Here is a 17,931-nt window from a genome sequence, read left to right as displayed (position 1 = left end):
CCTGGGCTCACTCGGCAACTCGGGGCGCTATACGCCGCGGCTTAATCCAGGTTCAGCCCTGCGAGGAATGCGCGGCGGAAAAAGCCGAGGCCCATCATCCTGACCATCGCGACCCTTTGCGCGTGGTATGGCTTTGCCGGCGGTGTCACAAGGCCGAGCACAAGCGTTTGAAGGGAGGCGCGCGATGACGACACTCCCCACTGACGCCATCCAGGCCGCCGCTTTGTGGCTTGCAGCACATAAGGAACCGCCGCCTCTGGCGGTTCCGGCAATCCGTGACCGGTTCGGGCTTTCGATGCTGGAGGCCTGTCGGGCTTGCCGCCTTGCCGCCGAACTGCGGAGGACGCGGCCATGACGAAGAAGAAAGGACCCAAGGACTACTTCTCGATGATAAGTCGGTCAATCTGGCGATCGACGGGGTTTTGCTCGCTCACGCTACGGGAACAGCACCTTCTCCTGTTCCTCATGACATGCCAGCATCAGACCCATATCGGATGTTTCCATCTCCCCGATCAGTACGCGCTCGCCGACTTGAACAGGTCGCGGGAGAACTGGACGCTTGCGGATTATACCAGCGCCCGGGATGGGCTGATCTCCGCCGGCATGGTTGATTTTGATCCGAGTACCTTCGAAATCATGATCGAGCGATGGATTGAGAAAAACCCGCCTGGATCTGGAAACAACGTCGTCAACATGGAGCGGTACATTGAAGCGGTCGACAGCCTGCGCCTGGCTGAAAAGCTGTCGGCCGATCTCACCAGCGCCATGACGCGTGAGCCTGTCCCCCAAGAACCCCCGGCACGCAGTTACGAGAGACAAGCCCCATATCTGTCACCGAGATGACAGGGGCTTCGAACCCCCTTCCGAGCCCCTTTGAAGCAAAGAGAAAGATACAGATAAGCAGACACAGACAGACAACGACACTGAAACTCAAAAAAAGAAAAAAAGGAAAAAAGAAAAGCACAGCGTCATTTCGACAATCAGCATCGGCATGTGACGAACCGGTGCTGGCTCTGGAGAGGGAACAAGCGGAGACGCTGGAGCAAACCAACTGGCGTCTCACTCGCAGCATGACCCGGAGCAGAACAAGCACCTTCCCTCATTTGCGGGAATGTCTCCGAGCATCCACTCAAAATACGCAGCATTCCTCGAATTTTTTCTCGCGCCGACATTTCCGAGGCGAAGCAACAAACAGGCAAATTTGCCTCTTTTGGTTTTCCACAAGCCGACACGACACATTTAGACACTGATACGTTATCAGACGACAAGTTACGACAATTATTTGATTTTGCTTGATATTCCATATTTCACCGATATCGTGTCCGCATTAGGTCCGTGTATCGGAGAGTTTCGCCTTGTCAGAGACAAGCAAAAAGGTAACTGGCACAAAGCCGCAAGGTAAGTCGCGCGTCGGCAATGGTAGAGACCTGTTGCCGGGTGTTGACGGCCGCTCTGTGACCATGCGGCGCTACAAGGAAATCCTGCTCGCCCTCAAGAACGATATGGGCGGCGATCCTTCCGAAGCCAAACTCATCATTGCCCGCCGTGCCAGCACTCTCGCCTGCTGGTGCGAGGAAGCAGAGGCAGCGATGGCTCGGGGCGAGGATATGGACATTGGCGAGTTCACCACCGCCTGCAACGCTCTTCGCCGCCTGTTGACTGATATCGGCCTCGAACGCAAGGCGCGGGACATCACGCCCTCGCTCGATAAGTACCTTGCAGACACTTACAGCGGAGCAGCCGCATGAAGCAGCTCTCCAACGTCACCATTGATCAGGCTCTCAAGGACAAGAAGCTCCTGGGTGGCGCTATGGGCAATCCTGACAGTTGGACGACGTGGCTTGCTGTGCTGCGTGCAGCCTTTGCACTGTCTCTCGATGCAGATCAGGACGCTATCTTCAAGCAGGTTGCCGGCGGTCGCGAGCCGCCTGTCAATCGTGTCCGTGAACTCTGGTGCATCATCGGCCGCCGTTCTGGCAAATCACGCATTGCTGCGGCTCTGGCAACGTACATCGCGGCCTTCGGGCAGCATGACAATCTTGCCCCTGGTGAGACAGGCACGATCCTGGTGCTTGCTGCGAGCCGTATTCAGGCCAACGCGGTCTTTGGCTACATCCGCGGCTTCTTCGAGTCTTCGCCCATCCTTCGGCAGCTTGTCGACAACGTCTCCAGCGACGAACTGAAGCTCAAGGGCAACATCGCCATTTCGGTGCATACGAACAGCTTCCGCACAGTCCGGGGCCGCACCCTGATTGCAGCCATCTTTGACGAAATTGGCTTTTGGCGCGACGAGGCATCATCGAACCCCGATACCGAAGTCTATCGTGCGGTGTTGCCGGCACTGGCGACGACTGGCGGCATGCTGGTGTCGATATCGAGTCCATATGCTCAAAGAGGTCTTCTCTTCACGAAGTATCATCAGGCCTTCGGCGTCGGGGGCGCCAACGTGCTTGTGGTGCAGGCCCCGACTGCGATGTTCAACCCGACGATCGATAAGTCGGTTATCGAGCAGGCGCACCAGGACGACCCGGAAGCGGCTGCGGCGGAATGGGAAGCGCAGTTTCGTGCAGACCTCAGCACCTTCATCGAACGGCAGGTCGTTGAAAGCTGCGTCGAAGTCGGTGTGATGGAACGTCCGCCGGTTCAGAAGTTCCGATACACGGCCTTCTGCGACCCGAGCGGCGGCGTTCATGACTCGATGACGCTCGGGATTGCGCACCGTGAGGGCGACATGGCTTTGCTCGATGCGATGCGAGAGGTGAAGCCGCCCTTTGCTCCTGCCGATGTTGTCAACGAGTTTGCGCGGCTCCTGAAGCTCTATCGCATCACGACCGTGACCGGTGACCGATATGCCGGTGCATGGGTGGAGGACGCCTTCAAGGTCAACGGCATTCGCTATGTCGCAAGCGAGCGCAATCGTTCGGAACTCTATCTGGACGCGCTGCCGCTCTTGATGGCGAAAACGGCGGTTCTGCTCGATCATACCCGGCTTGTCGGGCAGATTTCGCAGCTTGAGCGGCGCACGTCCCGCATGGGCCGGGACAGCATCGACCATATGCGCGGCGCATCGGACGACGTCGCCAACGCGGCCCTCGGCGCGCTGGTCTGCCTGCCTTCCGCTTCGAAGGACGCCCGGGGGCCGATTTCCCAGCCCGTCGTCAATCTAGGCCGCACGGCGCAGATGCACCCGTCCCGGAAGACGTCACGCATTCCCACAAGGAGTTCCTCCTATGACTGATGTTTCATGGCCGGATCGGCAGCACGCCTTGCACGACAAGCTTGCAGCCATCAAGGCTCGCGAGGCCGCGAACGTCATCGCCGGCAGGGATTTTGACCTTGACGAGTTGATTTCGGCCGAAGCCGAATTGGAATTGCTCCGGGTGGCCGAGGGCGAGGATCGCCGCCGTCATTTCGAAGAGGAAGCAAGGCTCATCGCGTCCCGCAGGGCTGCCCTCAAGGATGAGGTTAAGGCGCTGATCGCGGAGCGTGCCGAGGCCATCGACGCAGCCGAAGCCGCCGCCAAGACGCTGGCAGAGGCCCTGAAGACGCTGTTTGCCACCAATGCAAGGATCTGCGCCGCGCTCGCCCGTGTGGGGGTGAAACAGCCATTGTGGATCCAGGGGTCTCAGGCGCGCATGTCGGCGTCATTCCGTCTCTGCGCCGCACTGGTTCCCATCACCGGTCAGAGGTTCAGCGCCATCACCATGAAGAGCGTTGGCAATCTGCTGCCAGACGGCTCGCGGCTGTCTGAGACCTGGCGCGAGGCGGACGCACGGCAATGCAATTTCAAGGCAACCCTGAAGGAAATCTGAGATGACGAAGGAATTAGCCGCAGTTTCGGCCGTGGACGATGACGGCCCAATCATCAAGCCGCCAGTGGTGATTGATCCTTCGGTGGTGGTGCAGAATTATGCCGGGTTCGCGTTCAATGAATACCTTGTTCGCCTGCCGATCGATGCAGTTGCCGACGATCTGAACAGCAACCGCGACATGTGGCGGAAAGTTCAGAAGTCCAACCACGCGCTCGTGAAGTTCGATCGGCTATTTATCATCAGTTACGACGAAACATGGACTGCCGAATGCTTCGTTGCACAGGCGAACGGGCAAAGTGTCACACTTTCCAAGCCGCGGATCTCAGCGCTTCCCGAACGTGGCGAGAAGCTGCTGAACGACGGCACTTACCGGATTTCCTGGAATGGCGCCGGTTATGTCGTCATCCGCATCCGGGACAATTTCAAAGTTGATGGCCCGTTCGCAAACGCGGTCCTCGCAGAGAGAGCGCTGGCGCAAATGTACCCCAAGCGCGCCTAGCCGCGACGGCTCCCGCCTATTGCCTCGGGCGGGAGCCGGACCCTTTTTGAGGAATGCCCATGGCAAATGATCTGGTCGAAACCACTAACCTGCCTGTCTCGAGCGACGACGCGCCGGCCGCTTCCGTTCCTGCGGCAGTGGATCGTAGGGCGGAAATCGAGCGCGTGCGCTCCACGGATATCGAGCGATATTACCGCGACGGCATGGACCGGGAATTGCTCGAATTCCTCAAGGATGATTTCGGCGAGAGGTCACCGACCGATGTCATGGCTCCTGATCAGAGCCGGCGCGAGCTAATTCAGAGCGAGGCCGGCCGCAAGCTGGTTCAGGAATGGTCGCGATGGGGCAATTTCAGTAGCCAGTTGAGGGCGGTCCAGGACCAGGCGGGCAAGCTCGTCCGCGGCCTCGGTGGCGAACGCGAGCAGCGGGCCTTCATCGAGAAATTTGACCGGCAATTGCCGGAGAACCTTCGCTACGGAATCTACCAGGTCATCGCGTCCGGCGGGCTAGGCTTCGTTCGGCCCGCCGACAAGCAGGGCGTGGAGCATTTCAGCAAGGACAGCGTCGGCGCTGCCTTGGTGAAGGAATGGGGCAGTGCCGCACCGGAGAAGATAGGCCGGATCTGGAGCCGCATTGACTTCCTGAAGCTCGTCTGCGGCGACCTGTCCGCAGGCTTCGAATGGTTCAATTCCCTTAACGACCGAGAGGCGCGGTCAATCCTGGAGCACCTGGCGCGCTAATGTTCAAAATCGACCCCTATTTCCCAATTCCCGCCAGTATTTCGCCCTTGGACTTCAGCGCGGTCGGCAACGGCATTGCTGACGACACCGCAGCAGTCATCGCGGCGGTCAATTATGCAGCGGCCAACAGTTATCAACTGCGCGGCGCCAATGCCACCTACGCCGTCTCCGGCGACGTGGTCTTTGACACCATTTCCAACATCAACATTGACGGTCTAAAGCTGAAGCAGCTGACCCCGAACGACGTAAACCGCAAAACTCTGTATTTCACCAATTGCCCGGCAATGCGCCTGCGCAATATCACGGTCGACCGCAACGGCCTTGGTACTCAGGGCGGCTTGAACTCCGCGGCCGGGATCTGGATTCGCGGCGGCTCCGGCCATCGCTGTTATAACCTGGAAGGCTTCGGGAGCGGCAAGGGTAACGGCGTTGTCATCCAGCTTACGTCTGACAGCGTTTATGACTGCCTCTATGGCCGTGATATTGCCTATGACGAGCCCGGCGCTACTGACGACCGCGTGCAAGGCGTCTGGCTCTACCTGAATACGAATTGCATCTTCAATTCGCCGATGGCGAAGAACCTGTCCGGCAATCCCACAGGTCAGACACCGCTGCGCTTCACCCGCGGTATCGCCATGGGCGGCAACGTCAAATGCACGCTTGTCGCACCCCATAYCGACGGTGCCGACCAGGGCATTGATATCAGCGGCTCGGATGGCAACATTGATTGCCAGATCCTCGGCGGCACGGCCAAGAACGTTTCCTATTGGGGCGTGAAGCTCGCCAACACGCAGGTGCGTTGCAAGGTCATCGGTTTCACGACGGAAAACCCGGGCATCTGCGGCGTGGTCGTTGCTGGTCCCGATAACGCTTACACCTATCAGACCATGGACTGCCTGATTTCGGGCTGCACCACGATCAATGCAGGCACGCCTTATGCAGGTGTTTCCGGCACCACGGCCGGCTTCCGGATCATGAACAATTCCCACAACATTGATTTTCCCAAGGGGATCAGGTTCGTGGACTGCGATGCCATCAGCACCGATGGCAACATGCAATTCGGTTTCCACTCCGAGATTGATTATGCGGCCAACGATGGCACCTCGAAAAAGCTGAACGAGCTTATCAATGGCCGATCGATCGGACACACGGTCGCGATGTCCAGCGGCTTCGCTTCCTGGAATTGCTCGCTCTATGGTTCGACCAGCCAGACGCTTACGACGGGAACCCTGACGTCGATTGATTGGGATAGCGAAGAATACGATACCGCAGTGATGCACAGCGCCTCGGTTAACATCAACCAGATCAATATCAAGGTTGATGGACTTTACCGGATCGACGCCAGCATCAACTTCAATGCCAATGCGACGGGCGAGCGTGAAATCCGCTTGCGCCGCAACGGCAGCGATATCAGAGGGGCGCGGACGAGTGCAAACGCTGTGACCGGCGGCGATGACACGGTGCTCAATGTCAGCACTGTCATGCACCTTTCTGCCGGCGACAATGTCACCGTTATGGCTTTGCAGAAGAGCGGCGGCAATGTGGACGTACAGCGCGCGCAGAGCTTCTTCAAAGTCACGCTGCTTCAGCAATTCTAAGGAACCACCATGACACTCGCCGCCGCGCAATACGACACGCCCGCAGCCCTTGCCGTGGAATACAACGGCGAGTGCATGGGCGGCCYGATCGAATCCGGCGCGTTGCTGATCATGGAGCCGGGCGAGCCTGTCCGGCCGCTCGACGTCGTTTCCGTGCTGTTGAATGGTTTCGATGGTCCGTGGGCAAGGTTCGTCAACGCCTTGTCGATGGAAGGCTATGCCGGTCTCGTGAAGATATTCCTCGGGATATACGAGGCCAACGGCGAGCGGGTCTGTCTGTTCGGGCAGCTAAACCCGCCCACGCTCGTTCCGATCCCTGAGAGCGCCATAGCACAAATGTTCAAGCTTGATGTGCATGGCGAGTGCGGACTTGCGGACGCGCAAGCATTGCTTCTGCTCGCACCATTCGCCGGCATGGGGTTACCACTGGAAAAGGAAATCATCTGATGGGCGTGACGCTCTCCAGTCYGACAGACGCGACACGAATCCCCATGGTTCATGGGCTCACAGCAACGATGAAAGAGGCGTTGCCGATCCTGGTGTCGAATGTCCGTGCGATCAAGATTGCCAAGCAGGATGCAAAAGACCTTGGCGCGGTCGCCGAAACCGTGATGCAACATCGCCTTGCTTCGATGGCTGATCTGAACGATCCCTATCGGTTCGGAAACCGGTTCGAACGGTTCCTGGACAACGCCGCGAACACCTTCACTCGGGCAACGTTCATCGGTCATTGGACCGACATGATGAACACTATCGCCGCGGTAATGACGGAAAACCGCATCCTGAGAAATGTGCAGGATTGGGGAAGCCTCGGCACTCGCGAGAAGGCATCCATGGCCTATCTCGGCATTGATGAAGAGATGGCACAGCGCATCGCCGACCAGTTCAAGCAGCATGGCATGACGGAGCAAGACATTCGTGGCGGCAATGTCAGCGAATGGGACGACGAGCTTGCACGGCGGACATTCGGAGCGGCACTTAACAAGGATACGGATCGAACGATTGTTAAGCCCGGGATGGGCGACATTCCCCTATGGATGAAAAGCAATACAGGCAGGATTCTGACGCAGTTCAAGAGCTTCGGCCTTGCCTCGCATCAACGCGTGTTGATCGCCGGCTTGCAAGAACGTCCGCGGCGCCTGTTGGAGGGAATGCTCTTCGGGACGATGGTCGGGATGATGGTCGGATACCTGAAGATGATCGAGCGAAATGATTATGAGAAGGCCAACAATCTGCTGCAAAATCCTGGCAAGTGGATCGGCGACGGCCTCGATCGCGCCGGAATATTCTTCCTGCCCTACGAAGTGAGCAACACGGCCGATAAGGTGTCGGCCTCGCTTGGCGGACCCAACGTCTCGATATCGAGCATGTTTTCCCGCATCGCCCATGACAAGGATCATTCCGGCTCCCCGACGCGCTTCGCGAGCCGCGATCCGATCGGCGCCGTTGCCGGTCCCACGGCTGGCTTGTTCAGCGACTTGGCAACCATCATCGCGGCGATGACGCGCCATCAGCTTTCGAAGGTGGACGAGGCAACGCCCGACATCACACCGTCTCAAGAGAAGGCTGCGATCAACGCCGCTCTCCGGCAGATCCCAGGCGGGACGCTACCATTGATCAGGACGGCAATCACCGCTCCCGGCTCACGGTGAGCGGCCCTCTCCCATTCCCTTTGCATCAAAGCACAGAGGCAATCGGGAGTCGAGCGTCAGTCCAACAGATCGCGGAGAAAGCGCTTGGTATGCATCCCCAGGGCTTTTCGGACTTCCTTAAGTTTTATCTCCATTTCCCAACCATTGAAAAAGACAAGGAATGCAAGCAGTCCAATCGCCACTGACGCGGAACTTTCCGCCATGTGGTAAAACCACAGACCTACGGCACAACAAATTGCCCACCTAATCAGATACTTCATTTCTTCAGCCTCACCCCGGCGCCGCCGCCGTTCTCGGGGATGAACTCAAGCCCAGCGGCTTCAAGGGTTTCCATGAGCTTCGTCACCGTCGTGGAGTAAGGCTCTCTCTTGCCCGATTCAAAGTCAGCAATCGTTGCCCTGCCAACGCCAGCCTTCTCAGCAAGTTCTTGTTGCGACCAGCCGATCAAGCCGCGCGCTGCCCTCAACTGACCCACTGAAATAGCCATTCACCCGAACCTCATGCAAATTGTATTGACTTTAGACGATTCTCATGTAATTTGCATGATGTTGTAACACATTGCTAGAGGAATGCCAACATGCCGAACGACACCGTTCCGGCCGGCGGCGAAGCCGTGCCGTCAATCAGCCGCCGTACCGCCCTGAGGGCCGGGATCGTACTGGCGCTCACCAGCCACACCCCGGCCATTGCCGCCGAGCCGGCGCCGGAGCTGCCCGTCGACAAGGTCAACCGTCTTGCCGAGGAACTTGCGCACGCGCTGAACGAATACTCGTACGGTCAGTTTCATGCGGTCATCTATCCATCGGAACAAGCCGATTGGCCGATTTGCTTCCGAGTGACGCGGCTGGAGAACGATCCTCAATACGGCCTACGTCAGCAGGTCGAAGCCACGAAGACAGCGATGGCCCGCGCCAACCCGGGTTTTGACATCCAATCGAGACTTCTTTTCCATGAAACCGGGCACTGCACCGCCCTTATCTTCACCCGATAGGAGACGGTAATGAATATCCACGTCTACGGCCAGCGCCGGGCCGAACTCGAACGCATGATCGAGGAGATGATAGCGCTCTTGGACGTCATCGATGGTGATCCCGATATTGAGGAAGGCGGCGACCTGGAGCCGTCCCTTGGCAGCGTGCCGAAGTCGATCGACGGGCAGCTTGAATATGACCTGGAAGCCGACGACTGCGACGACGAGGACGGTGGCGATACCGAGCCCAACGGCGACGAACTCGATCTCAATGGCGACGAGAAGGACTATTCCGGCTATGCGGGAGAGTTTGATTATTCGGGCGGAAGGTAGGCAAATTTGCCGAGGTACAATTCGGCCCCGCTGCTTCGGTGGCGGGGCTTTTTATCCAGGCACCATGAAGAACGGCTTGCCTTGAAAATGTATCGCGATGCCGAGTGCAATGAAGACCACGACGATAATCAAAGGGATTGCAGCTAACGCGGCGAAGGTGCGGAAAGACTCATGTTGGTCGTTGTCCATAAGAAGCAAACGCTGACCAATCCGAGGTGTTCCTTCGCCTGCAACTTGGCGGCGCTGATTCGTCGGATTGGCCGCACATTTCGGACATAGGACGGACACAGGAAACGGGCCGTGTCCGCAGGCGATAAAGTCCTGGCTAAGCTATTGATTTTAAAGAGATTTTGGTGCCCCCAGAGAGACTCGAACTCCCGACCCTCTGATTACAAATCAGATGCTCTACCAACTGAGCTATAAGGGCAGCGGCGACCGAGTTAGCACATTTCGATGTTGTGTAAAGCAAAAAAACGCATCGCTACGGCACCCGATGGGCAATGCGGCTTGAGGCCGTTGTCGGCGGCGACTTGCTCAGCGCCTTTTCCCAACGGCTGGCGTCAGAGGAATTTCAAAACGGGGACCTTGGAATCCGCGGGCAGAAACGTAATTTCAGCAATGGATGAAATTTGGAGGGTTCGCGATGCGACTGCCGAAATTTGGTCTTGTATTGTTGCTGGCCACGCTGTCCGCCTTCGGGCAGGCCTTTGCCGAAACCGGATCGGGCGAGGCGATCAAGGTGCACCCGGTCGCCACCAGCAGCAAAAAGGGAGAATCGGGGGCGACGGCCGTTCGCCAGCCGCCGGTGACACCGATCAAGCTGACCGAATATGTACCGCTCAAGGTCAAGAACAAGGGGCCGGCCGAGGCCAAGGGGGTGATCTATTTCATCAACGGGCTCGACAGCTACAATCGCACCCGCGACGACTATCTCGCGACCTACCCTTATGTCTATGGCCTCAACACCCATTCGGGCTGGGATGTGATCGCGGCGAAATTCCCCAATGCCGAGCCCTATTCGCTCAATGCCATCCCCGGCTCAGCCATGTACCTGATGCAGCGCGTCGATGAGCTGCACGCCCAGGGCTACAAGAAGGTCATCGTCGCCGGTCAGTCCTGGGGTGCCTGGATCACCGTTGTGGCTGCAAAGCAGAATGGTGCCGAGAAGCATATCGATGCGCTGCTGCTCACCGCGCCGGCAAATTACGGCACCAGCGTCTGGCAGGGCAAGCCGAACAGCTATTTCATCCTCAACAAGACCGAGTATGAAGCCAATATCAAGACAATCCGCGTGCCGACGGCAGCGATCTTCTTCAAGGACGACGGCTTCGACCCCGGCGGCCGCGGGCCAGTGACGCGCGATACATTTGCCGCCAATCATGTCGCCGCGATGGTGATCGACCAGCCTCCCGGCTTCCTCGGCCATGGCGGTGGCTGGATGCCGCAGTTCGACTATATCTATGGTGGCTGCCTCGATACGTTTCTGGAACAGCCGAGGACGATGCAATGCGACACGTCGATCCCGGCCTCAAAGACCGACAGCCGGTCGGTGGCAACCGAACAGGATGCGCTGGACGGCGGCGCACGGCTGGTCTCGCTCTCTGAGCTCAACAACAGGACCTTCATCGTCACCGGCGCCTATGGCCAGGTGACAGTCGAACAATATTCATTGTCGATGGCCACCGTGACGGCCGACGACAGCACCTTTCACGAAGAGATGCGCGATGACGGCGATAGGATCTGCTTCCTCAAGACCTGCAGCCGCATCTACCAGCTCAAGGACGGCGGCTTTGTCGGCTTCGGATCAGACGGGCATTTGACGCGCATGGTCGAAGCGGATTGATCCGTCAGAACGTGGTTCGGCCTCGGAACCGCCGCTGGTAGCCAGGGTCGTAGAGCGAGCTCTCGCGAAAATCCTCGGCCGCCAGGCCGGGGCCGACGAAGATCAGCGCGGTGCGCTCGATCGGTTCTTCGGCGACTTTTGCCTCGATGGTGGAAAGCGTGCCGCGGACAATGCGCTCGTCCGGCCAGCTTGCCTTGACGACGATGGCGACGGGGCAATCGGCGCCGTAGAGCGGCGTCAGTTCGGCGACCACCTGCGGCAGAGCGTGGATGGCGAGATGGATGGCGAGCGTCGCACCGCTCTGGCCGAAATTGGCAAGCGTCTCCTTCTCCGGCATCGGCGAAGCGCGGCCGGAGACACGCGTCAAAACCAGGCTCTGGGCGACCGAGGGAATGGTCAGCTCGCGGCGGAGTGCCGCCGCGGCGGCGGCAAAGGATGGCACGCCCGGCGTCATCGTATAGGCAATGCCATGCTTTTCGAGCCGGCGGATCTGTTCGGCGACAGCACTCCAAACGGAAAGGTCTCCGGAATGCAGGCGTGCAATATCACGACCGTCGGCGGCGGCGCGAAGATATTCCGCTTCGATCTCGTCGAGCGACATTGGTGCGGTGTCAACGATCCGGGCGCCTTCGGGGCAGTAGCCAAGCAATTCCGGCGAGACGATCGAGCCGGCATAGAGGCAGACCGGGCATTCTGAAATCAGCTTGGCACCGCGCACGGTGATCAGGTCGGCGGCGCCGGGACCGGCGCCAATGAAATGAACGGTCATTGTCGTTTCCTATTCGGGCTTTACCCAGGACCATTGCGTCACCGGCATGGCCGGTCGCCAGCCGGTCATGGTGCCGACGGGGCTGGCGCGGGCGATATCGATGCGGATGAGGCTGCCGCCGCGCGCAGCATGTTGCTTGAGCAGCACGGCTTCCATTTCGGTCGTCACGGCATTGGCGACCAGCCGGCCGCCCGACCGGAGCGCGGCTATGGCGGCCTCCATGACGCCGGCTTCACTGCCGCCGCCGCCGATGAAGATTGCGTCAGGCGTCGGCAATCCAGCCAGCGCGTCGGGCGCTGTACCGTCGATCACGACGAGGCCCGGCACGCCGAAATTGTCGGCATTGCGACGGATGCGGGCAGCGCGCTCGGCATGGCCCTCGATGGCGACGGCGCGCATGGCCGGGTGGCGGAGCATCCATTCGATGGCGATCGAACCGGAGCCGGCGCCGATATCCCAGAGCAGTTCGCCCTTGCGTGGTGCGAGCGCCGAGAGCGTCAGCGCCCGGACCTCACGCTTGGTGATCTGGCCGTCGTGTTCGAAAAGGCCATCATCTAGCCCGGGAGCCAGTGGCAGGATGCGCGCATCTGGGACGGCTTCGACCTCGATGGCACAGACATTGAGCGGGTTTACAGACGCGAGCGCGAATTCGGATGCGACGTGGCGCGCGACGCGCTCCGAAGCACCGCCCAAGGCCTCCAGCACCACGAGCAACGACGGGCCGAAACCGCTCTTCGTCAGCAGTTCGGCAAGTTGGGCCGGTCCCTTCTCGTCCGAGGTCAAAGCAAGGATGCGCGCACATGGCTGCAGGTATGGACGGATGAGATCAAGCGGTCGGCCATGCAGCGATACCGTCGTTACATCCTGCAGCGGCCAGCCCAGTCGCGAGGCCGCCAGGCTGAAGGCGGACGGTGCGGGAAGCGTCAGCATTTCCAAGGGATCGACGCTGCGCGACAGCGTGGCGCCCATGCCGAAAAAGAACGGATCGCCGGATGCCAGCACCACAACCCCTCGCCCGCTCAGCGCCTTGATGCGCGCGACCGAGCCTTCGATCGGTGAAAGCCAGCTCTCGGCTTGCCCCCTGATCAGCGATCCCGCCAGTTCCAGATGCCGTTTGCCGCCGAAGACGAATTCGGCCTCGGCAATGTGCCGCTTGGCCTCGTCGCCGAGGCCCGCTATACCGTCCTCGCCGAGGCCGATGATCGTCAGCCAGCGGTGTTTTGCATGAGAAGGGTTCGACAGATCAGGCATGGCGAGAAAGCGAATCCTCATCCTGGGTGGCACGACGGAAGCACGCGGCCTGTGTGAATTGCTGGCCGGACGGCCGGAATTGGATACGGTGGTTTCGCTTGCTGGCCGCACGGAAGCGCCGAAGCCCCTGCCCGTGCCGACCCGCATCGGCGGTTTCGGCGGCGCTGTGGGGCTGGCGGACTACATGCGAAACGAAAAGATCGACCTTATCGTCGACGCGACCCATCCGTTCGCCAACCGGATTTCGGCCAATGCGGCGCAAGCCGCCCGTACTGCCGATGTGCCGATTTTCGCGCTCTGCCGCCCCGGCTGGGTGCGGCAGGCGGATGACCGCTGGATCTCGGTCGGCTCGATCGAAGCCGCAGTCGTGGCCCTGGGCGAGACACCGCGCCGCGTCTTCCTGTCGATCGGCCGGCAGGAGGCGCATCATTTTTCGGCGGCGCCGCAGCACGATTACCTGGTGCGCAGCGTCGATCCGGTCGAGCCGGCGCTTTCGGTGCCGCAGGCTGACTATATCCTGGCGAGCGGCCCGTTCACGGTGGAGGACGAAACCGAGCTCTTCCGGCAGAACCGGATAGACACGCTGGTCACCAAGAACAGCGGCGGCTCCGCGACCTATGCCAAGATCGAGGCGGCCCGGGCGCTCGGCATTGCCGTAATTATCGTCGAGCGGCAACCAGCAGCCGGTCTCCAGACCGTGCATGATGCCAGGACTGCGCTCGAAACGATCGTTCACTTGCTGTCGCCCGAAAGGGAACGCGGCGTGTAGACAAGGCCGGGTCTTTCGCCGCGGTCGATGATGCGCGTTTCCGGCGAGCCGATGATGACACAGGTCGCCATATCCGCAAGTCCGGCATCGGCTTCGCCCAGCGGCTTGACGACGATCCGTTCGTCCGGACGGCCGGCGGCGCGGCCGAAGATCACCGGCACGGTCGACGGCAGGGTTTCACGCAGCACGTCGAAGGCTTTGCCCAATTGCCAGGGCCGCGCCTTGCTGATCGGATTATAGAGCGCGATCACCAGCCCGGCCTCTGCGGCAAGCCTCAGCCTTTTGGTGATGATCTCCCAGGGCTTCAGGTTGTCGGAGAGCGACATGGCGCAGAAATCATGGCCGAGCGGCGCGCCGGCGCGGGCCGCAACCGCGAGCATGGCCGTCACGCCCGGCGTCACCACGATATCGATGTCTCGCCATTCTGCCGGCCCCTTTTCGATCGCCTCGCAGACGGCCGCCGCCATGGCGAAGACCCCGGGATCGCCGCCGGAAACGACGGCGACGGACACGCCAGCGGCAGCGCGCGTCAGCGCGGCATTGGCACGATCCAGTTCCTCGCGATTGTCGGAGGCGACTTTTATCTGGTCACCTCGCAGTGACAGGCGATCGAGATAGGGGAAATAGCCGAAGAACTCGGTGGCTTTCTCGACCGTATGCGACGCTTCCGGCGTCATCTGCTCGGGATTGCCGGGGCCGGTGCCGATCACGTAAAGCGTGCCGGTCATGGCTTGGTCTTCCAGCCCGGCACGAGCACGATCGAGAAATACGGCGCCTCGTCATTGGACTTGCTGGCGAGCGGCGTCATCCAGGTGTTGGCCATGGTGCCGCGTTCGACATAGTGGGCATCATTGATGCGGCCGGCTTCGGCCAGCGCCCGGCGGATCTTCGGCAGGTTGCGGCCAACCTTCATGATCACCGCGGCTTCCGTGTCACGCAGGCGGCGGACGAGTTCGTGCTCGTCCATCGTGCCGGGCAGGACGGAGAGGACATCGTCGCCCTGGACGATCGGCAATTGCGCTTGCGACCAGCAGCCGGACATGGCCGTGACGCCTGGAATGACCTCGGTCGGATAGCGCTGGGAGAGCCGCACATGCAGATGYATGTAGGAGCCGTAGAAGAGCGGATCGCCTTCCGAGAGCACGGCAACGGTGCGGCCTGCTTCGATATGCGCCGCAATCGCAGCGCTCGACTCCTCGTAAAAGGCAGTGACCTGATGGACATATTCCGGCTTGGCGCGGTGGATCTCGGTCGTCACCGGATAGTAGAGCGGCAGTTCGATCGTCGTCTCCGGCACGAGGCCGTCGACAATGCCGCGGCCATTGCCACGCTTGCCTTCCTTGGCAAACCAGCCGAGCACATCGGCGCTCTGGATGGCCTTCACCGCCTTGACGGTGAGCAGGTCCGGATCGCCGGGACCGGTGCCGACGCCGATCAGTTTTCCAATCTTCGTGTCGCTCACAGGCCGGGCCTCGCAAGTGAATTGAGGGCCGCGGCCGTCATGGCGCTGCCGCCCAGCCTGCCGCGGACGATGGCATAGGGTACGCCGTAGGATTGTTCGGCAAGCGCCGCCTTGGATTCGGCGGCGCCGACGAAACCCACGGGCATGCCAAGGATCGCTGCCGGTTTCGGCGCGCCGTCACGCAGGAGTTCGAGCAGGTAGAAGAGCGCGGTTGGTGCGTTGCCGATCGCCACGACCGAGCCGGCCATCCGCTCACCCCAGAGCCGGATCGCGGCGGCGGAGCGGGTATTGCCAATCTCCTTGGCAATCTCCGATGTCTTCGGGTCGCGCAGCGTGCAGATCACCTCGTTATTTGCCGGCAGGCGGGCGGCGGTGACGCCATGGACGACCATCTGTGCATCGCAGAAGATCGGGGCGCCATTTTTCAAGGCGGTGCTGGCCGACGCGACGAAATCGGGCGAAAACTCGAAATGACCCACCGCCTCGACCGATCCGGCTGCATGGATCATGCGGACCGCCACATCGGCTTCAGCCTCGTTGAAACGCGAAAGGTCGGCTTCGCTACGGATGATGGCGAAGGATTGCTCGTAGATCGCATTTCCATCGCGGATATAGTCGTATTCGATCATGTCCTGTCCAGTTGCAGAGCAGCGGCAATGGCACGCTCGCCTAGCCGATCAAGGCAGGCATGCGCCGTTTCGCCGCTCTCTTTGCTTTGCCGCACGAGCGCTTGCAAGCGCTGAAGTGCGGCATCGATGTCGTTTTCCGCAATATAGGTTGCGGGTTGACCGGAAGCCGCGCCATTTACGACAAGGCTATAGCCTTCCCGCGCACCAACAAAAGCGAGCGGGGCGGCGGCCGGATGGGCACAGCCCTTGGCACAGCCGGAGAGATGGAGGGCGATGGAGCCGTCGAGCAGGTCCGGGGCGTGGGAGAGGATTTTTGCGGCGAGCGTGTGTGTGTCGTAGAAGGCCGAGGCGCAGCCGAGTGCACCGGCGCAGAGGGCGATGGCGCGGCGCGGGTCGTGCGGGCTGGTGACGAAGCCTGACGCTACGGCATGTTGTTGGAGTTGGGATGCTTCACGTTGCGTGAGGCCTGTGAGGAAGAGGCCGTGGTTGGGGGAGAGGCGGATTTCCGCGGCGCTGTGGGCCTGTGCTGCATCCGTCAGGGCGATGAGCGTGTCTGTGGTTGCCTGGCTGTAGGGGAAGGCTAGGCCGAGGGCGAAATTGGCTTCAGGGCTTTGCTCGGAGAGTTCCGCTTCGGTGTTGTCGAGTGATACCCCCCTCTGTCCTGCCGGACATCTCCCCCTCAAGGGGGGAGATTGGCTAGCGGCGCCCTCAACAACTACGGCTGCCGAAGCAGTTGGGGCAAACTCTTGCTGGTCGAGAACACTTGTCTTGCCAATCAGTTGCCTAATGGAAGTCTTCTGATCCTCAGGTGTCGCTCCTGTTTCTCCGGGACGTTTCAATGACGCGATGTCCGCGCCCCACCCGATCTCCCTCCTTGAGGGGGAGATGTCCGGCAGGACAGAGGGGGGTGAGCCACAAGCGCTTACATCTACCATAAGCGGGAAAATACCGACCAATGGGGCTTCCGTTGACTTAAGGGCAGGTCTCTCGATCTCCGAAAACCGCACGTCTTTCCCACGCGCCGCTGGCCCGATCGCCGCGATCCTATTGAGAATGTCGACAATCGTCCCAACAAGCCCATCCTGCGTGACGACACCGAACACACGTCCACCGACGAAGAGCAGAAATTCGATCTTATCCCCATCCCTGTGCAAGAACGCCTCAGCCTTCACGTCCGCCGAGACACCGCCGAGGTGAAACATCCCGCCGCCATCCAGGGTAATCGCCAGCTTCGGCGCCAGCGCCAGAGGCGGAACGTGCTCCTCGACGCTCCGGCGCAGCGCCTCGGCAACCGGCCGCATGTCGACCAACTCGTCCGAGTCCATCCCCGCAAGCGGCGGCGTTTCGACAAGTCCGGTAGAAATATCGATGCCCGAAGCCCGAACAGCCGCCTCGAACGGCGCGACGGTCTCCGCGCGAAGCCCCCTCACCTGCAAACTGCCGCGCGCGGTGATCTCAACAATACCATTGCCATATTGTGAGGCGGCCTCCGCCAGCAGCCGCAATTGCTCCAGCGTTAGTCGGTTGTTGACAGGCCTGAGGCGCGCCAACAGGCCGTCGCCGGTCTGCATAGGTTTGGCCAGCGTCGGGCAGGCGCCGCGGCG

At 60.5% G+C, this 17,931-nt stretch carries 21 protein-coding genes and 1 tRNA gene; 14 read left to right on the top strand and 8 right to left on the bottom strand.

Going from position 1 to position 17,931, the window contains the following annotated elements:
• Nucleotides 1–184 precede the first annotated feature (184 nt).
• The 10 genes from AC1D06_RS06500 to AC1D06_RS06455 all read left to right on the top strand — a co-directional run bounded on the left by AC1D06_RS06500 (nucleotide 185) and on the right by AC1D06_RS06455 (nucleotide 8,301).
• Nucleotides 185–355, top strand: coding sequence for a hypothetical protein (locus tag AC1D06_RS06500; protein WP_477985622.1), 171 nt, complete (start codon nucleotides 185–187; stop codon nucleotides 353–355).
• Nucleotides 352–843: a hypothetical protein gene (locus tag AC1D06_RS06495; protein ID WP_477985621.1), complete on the top strand. Its 492-nt coding sequence runs from the start codon at nucleotides 352–354 to the stop codon at nucleotides 841–843. The genes AC1D06_RS06500 and AC1D06_RS06495 overlap by 4 nt, the downstream gene beginning before the upstream one ends.
• A gap of 512 nt (nucleotides 844–1,355) precedes the next feature.
• Entirely contained in the window at nucleotides 1,356–1,748 is a 393-nt protein-coding gene (locus tag AC1D06_RS06490) for a hypothetical protein (protein WP_477985620.1), read from the top strand.
• Nucleotides 1,745–3,238, top strand: a complete 1,494-nt coding sequence (locus AC1D06_RS06485) for a terminase (RefSeq protein ID WP_477985619.1) — start codon at nucleotides 1,745–1,747, stop codon at nucleotides 3,236–3,238. Before AC1D06_RS06490 ends, AC1D06_RS06485 begins: the two co-directional genes overlap by 4 nt.
• Complete coding sequence (locus AC1D06_RS06480) at nucleotides 3,231–3,812, top strand: hypothetical protein (RefSeq protein ID WP_477985618.1); 582 nt, start codon at nucleotides 3,231–3,233, stop codon at nucleotides 3,810–3,812. The genes AC1D06_RS06485 and AC1D06_RS06480 overlap by 8 nt, the downstream gene beginning before the upstream one ends.
• A gap of 1 nt (nucleotide 3,813) precedes the next feature.
• A complete protein-coding gene (locus tag AC1D06_RS06475) occupies nucleotides 3,814–4,311 on the top strand; it encodes a hypothetical protein (RefSeq protein ID WP_477985617.1) in 498 nt (165 codons plus the stop codon).
• Between the two features lie 59 nt (nucleotides 4,312–4,370).
• On the top strand, nucleotides 4,371–5,051 hold the full coding sequence (locus AC1D06_RS06470; RefSeq protein WP_477985616.1) for a hypothetical protein: 681 nt from the start codon (nucleotides 4,371–4,373) through the stop codon (nucleotides 5,049–5,051).
• Nucleotides 5,051–6,649, top strand: coding sequence for a hypothetical protein (locus AC1D06_RS06465; RefSeq protein WP_477985615.1), 1,599 nt, complete (start codon nucleotides 5,051–5,053; stop codon nucleotides 6,647–6,649). The genes AC1D06_RS06470 and AC1D06_RS06465 overlap by 1 nt, the downstream gene beginning before the upstream one ends.
• A 9-nt stretch (nucleotides 6,650–6,658) precedes the next feature.
• The gene (locus AC1D06_RS06460) at nucleotides 6,659–7,096 is read left to right on the top strand and encodes a hypothetical protein (protein WP_477985614.1); all 438 of its coding nucleotides are present in this window, start codon (nucleotides 6,659–6,661) and stop codon (nucleotides 7,094–7,096) included.
• 44 nt (nucleotides 7,097–7,140) lie between these two features.
• On the top strand, nucleotides 7,141–8,301 hold the full coding sequence (locus tag AC1D06_RS06455) for a hypothetical protein (protein ID WP_477985613.1): 1,161 nt from the start codon (nucleotides 7,141–7,143) through the stop codon (nucleotides 8,299–8,301).
• 256 nt (nucleotides 8,302–8,557) lie between these two features.
• Here the strand turns inward: AC1D06_RS06455 and AC1D06_RS06450 are convergent, their stop codons facing one another.
• The gene (locus AC1D06_RS06450; RefSeq protein WP_477985612.1) at nucleotides 8,558–8,788 is read right to left on the bottom strand and encodes a helix-turn-helix domain-containing protein; all 231 of its coding nucleotides are present in this window, start codon (nucleotides 8,786–8,788) and stop codon (nucleotides 8,558–8,560) included.
• Nucleotides 8,789–8,878: 90 nt separating this feature from the next.
• On the opposite strand from AC1D06_RS06450, the gene AC1D06_RS06445 reads away from it, so the two are divergent.
• Nucleotides 8,879–9,292: a hypothetical protein gene (locus tag AC1D06_RS06445; RefSeq protein ID WP_477985611.1), complete on the top strand. Its 414-nt coding sequence runs from the start codon at nucleotides 8,879–8,881 to the stop codon at nucleotides 9,290–9,292.
• A 9-nt stretch (nucleotides 9,293–9,301) separates the two neighbouring features.
• Nucleotides 9,302–9,604: a hypothetical protein gene (locus AC1D06_RS06440; protein ID WP_477985610.1), complete on the top strand. Its 303-nt coding sequence runs from the start codon at nucleotides 9,302–9,304 to the stop codon at nucleotides 9,602–9,604.
• Nucleotides 9,605–9,955: 351 nt separating this feature from the next.
• Here the strand turns inward: AC1D06_RS06440 and AC1D06_RS06435 are convergent.
• Nucleotides 9,956–10,031, bottom strand: a tRNA-Thr gene (locus AC1D06_RS06435).
• A gap of 216 nt (nucleotides 10,032–10,247) precedes the next feature.
• Between AC1D06_RS06435 and AC1D06_RS06430 the strand changes: the two genes are divergently transcribed.
• On the top strand, nucleotides 10,248–11,447 hold the full coding sequence (locus AC1D06_RS06430; protein ID WP_477985609.1) for a hypothetical protein: 1,200 nt from the start codon (nucleotides 10,248–10,250) through the stop codon (nucleotides 11,445–11,447).
• A 4-nt stretch (nucleotides 11,448–11,451) separates the two neighbouring features.
• Here the strand turns inward: AC1D06_RS06430 and cobM are convergent, their stop codons facing one another.
• Both cobM and cbiE read right to left on the bottom strand, forming a co-directional pair.
• Nucleotides 11,452–12,216 carry a precorrin-4 C(11)-methyltransferase gene (gene cobM, locus AC1D06_RS06425; RefSeq protein ID WP_477879046.1) on the bottom strand — a complete coding sequence of 255 codons (765 nt, stop codon included), beginning with the start codon at nucleotides 12,214–12,216 and terminating at the stop codon, nucleotides 11,452–11,454.
• 9 nt (nucleotides 12,217–12,225) lie between these two features.
• Nucleotides 12,226–13,467, bottom strand: coding sequence for a precorrin-6y C5,15-methyltransferase (decarboxylating) subunit CbiE (gene cbiE / locus AC1D06_RS06420; protein WP_477879045.1), 1,242 nt, complete (start codon nucleotides 13,465–13,467; stop codon nucleotides 12,226–12,228).
• Between cbiE and AC1D06_RS06415 the strand changes: the two genes are divergently transcribed.
• A complete protein-coding gene (locus tag AC1D06_RS06415; protein WP_477879044.1) occupies nucleotides 13,466–14,236 on the top strand; it encodes a cobalt-precorrin-6A reductase in 771 nt (256 codons plus the stop codon). The two genes, cbiE and AC1D06_RS06415, sit on opposite strands and share 2 nt — an antisense overlap.
• On the opposite strand, the gene AC1D06_RS06410 is transcribed toward AC1D06_RS06415, so the two are convergent.
• The 4 genes from AC1D06_RS06410 to AC1D06_RS06395 are packed head-to-tail and all read right to left on the bottom strand — an operon-like array spanning nucleotide 14,200 to nucleotide 17,898.
• Nucleotides 14,200–14,964, bottom strand: a complete 765-nt coding sequence (locus AC1D06_RS06410) for a precorrin-3B C(17)-methyltransferase (protein WP_477879043.1) — start codon at nucleotides 14,962–14,964, stop codon at nucleotides 14,200–14,202. The two genes, AC1D06_RS06415 and AC1D06_RS06410, sit on opposite strands and share 37 nt — an antisense overlap.
• A complete protein-coding gene (locus AC1D06_RS06405) occupies nucleotides 14,961–15,698 on the bottom strand; it encodes a precorrin-2 C(20)-methyltransferase (protein WP_477985608.1) in 738 nt (245 codons plus the stop codon). The genes AC1D06_RS06410 and AC1D06_RS06405 overlap by 4 nt, the downstream gene beginning before the upstream one ends.
• A complete protein-coding gene (locus AC1D06_RS06400; protein WP_477985607.1) occupies nucleotides 15,695–16,327 on the bottom strand; it encodes a precorrin-8X methylmutase in 633 nt (210 codons plus the stop codon). The genes AC1D06_RS06405 and AC1D06_RS06400 overlap by 4 nt, the downstream gene beginning before the upstream one ends.
• The gene (locus AC1D06_RS06395; protein ID WP_477879040.1) at nucleotides 16,324–17,898 is read right to left on the bottom strand and encodes a hypothetical protein; all 1,575 of its coding nucleotides are present in this window, start codon (nucleotides 17,896–17,898) and stop codon (nucleotides 16,324–16,326) included. The genes AC1D06_RS06400 and AC1D06_RS06395 overlap by 4 nt, the downstream gene beginning before the upstream one ends.
• Nucleotides 17,899–17,931: the final 33 nt, after the last annotated feature.

Source organism: Rhizobium sp. P2_G2 (genome assembly GCF_056403555.1).
Note: the sequence above shows the minus strand (reverse complement) of the source record. Positions and strands in the feature narration are given on the sequence as shown.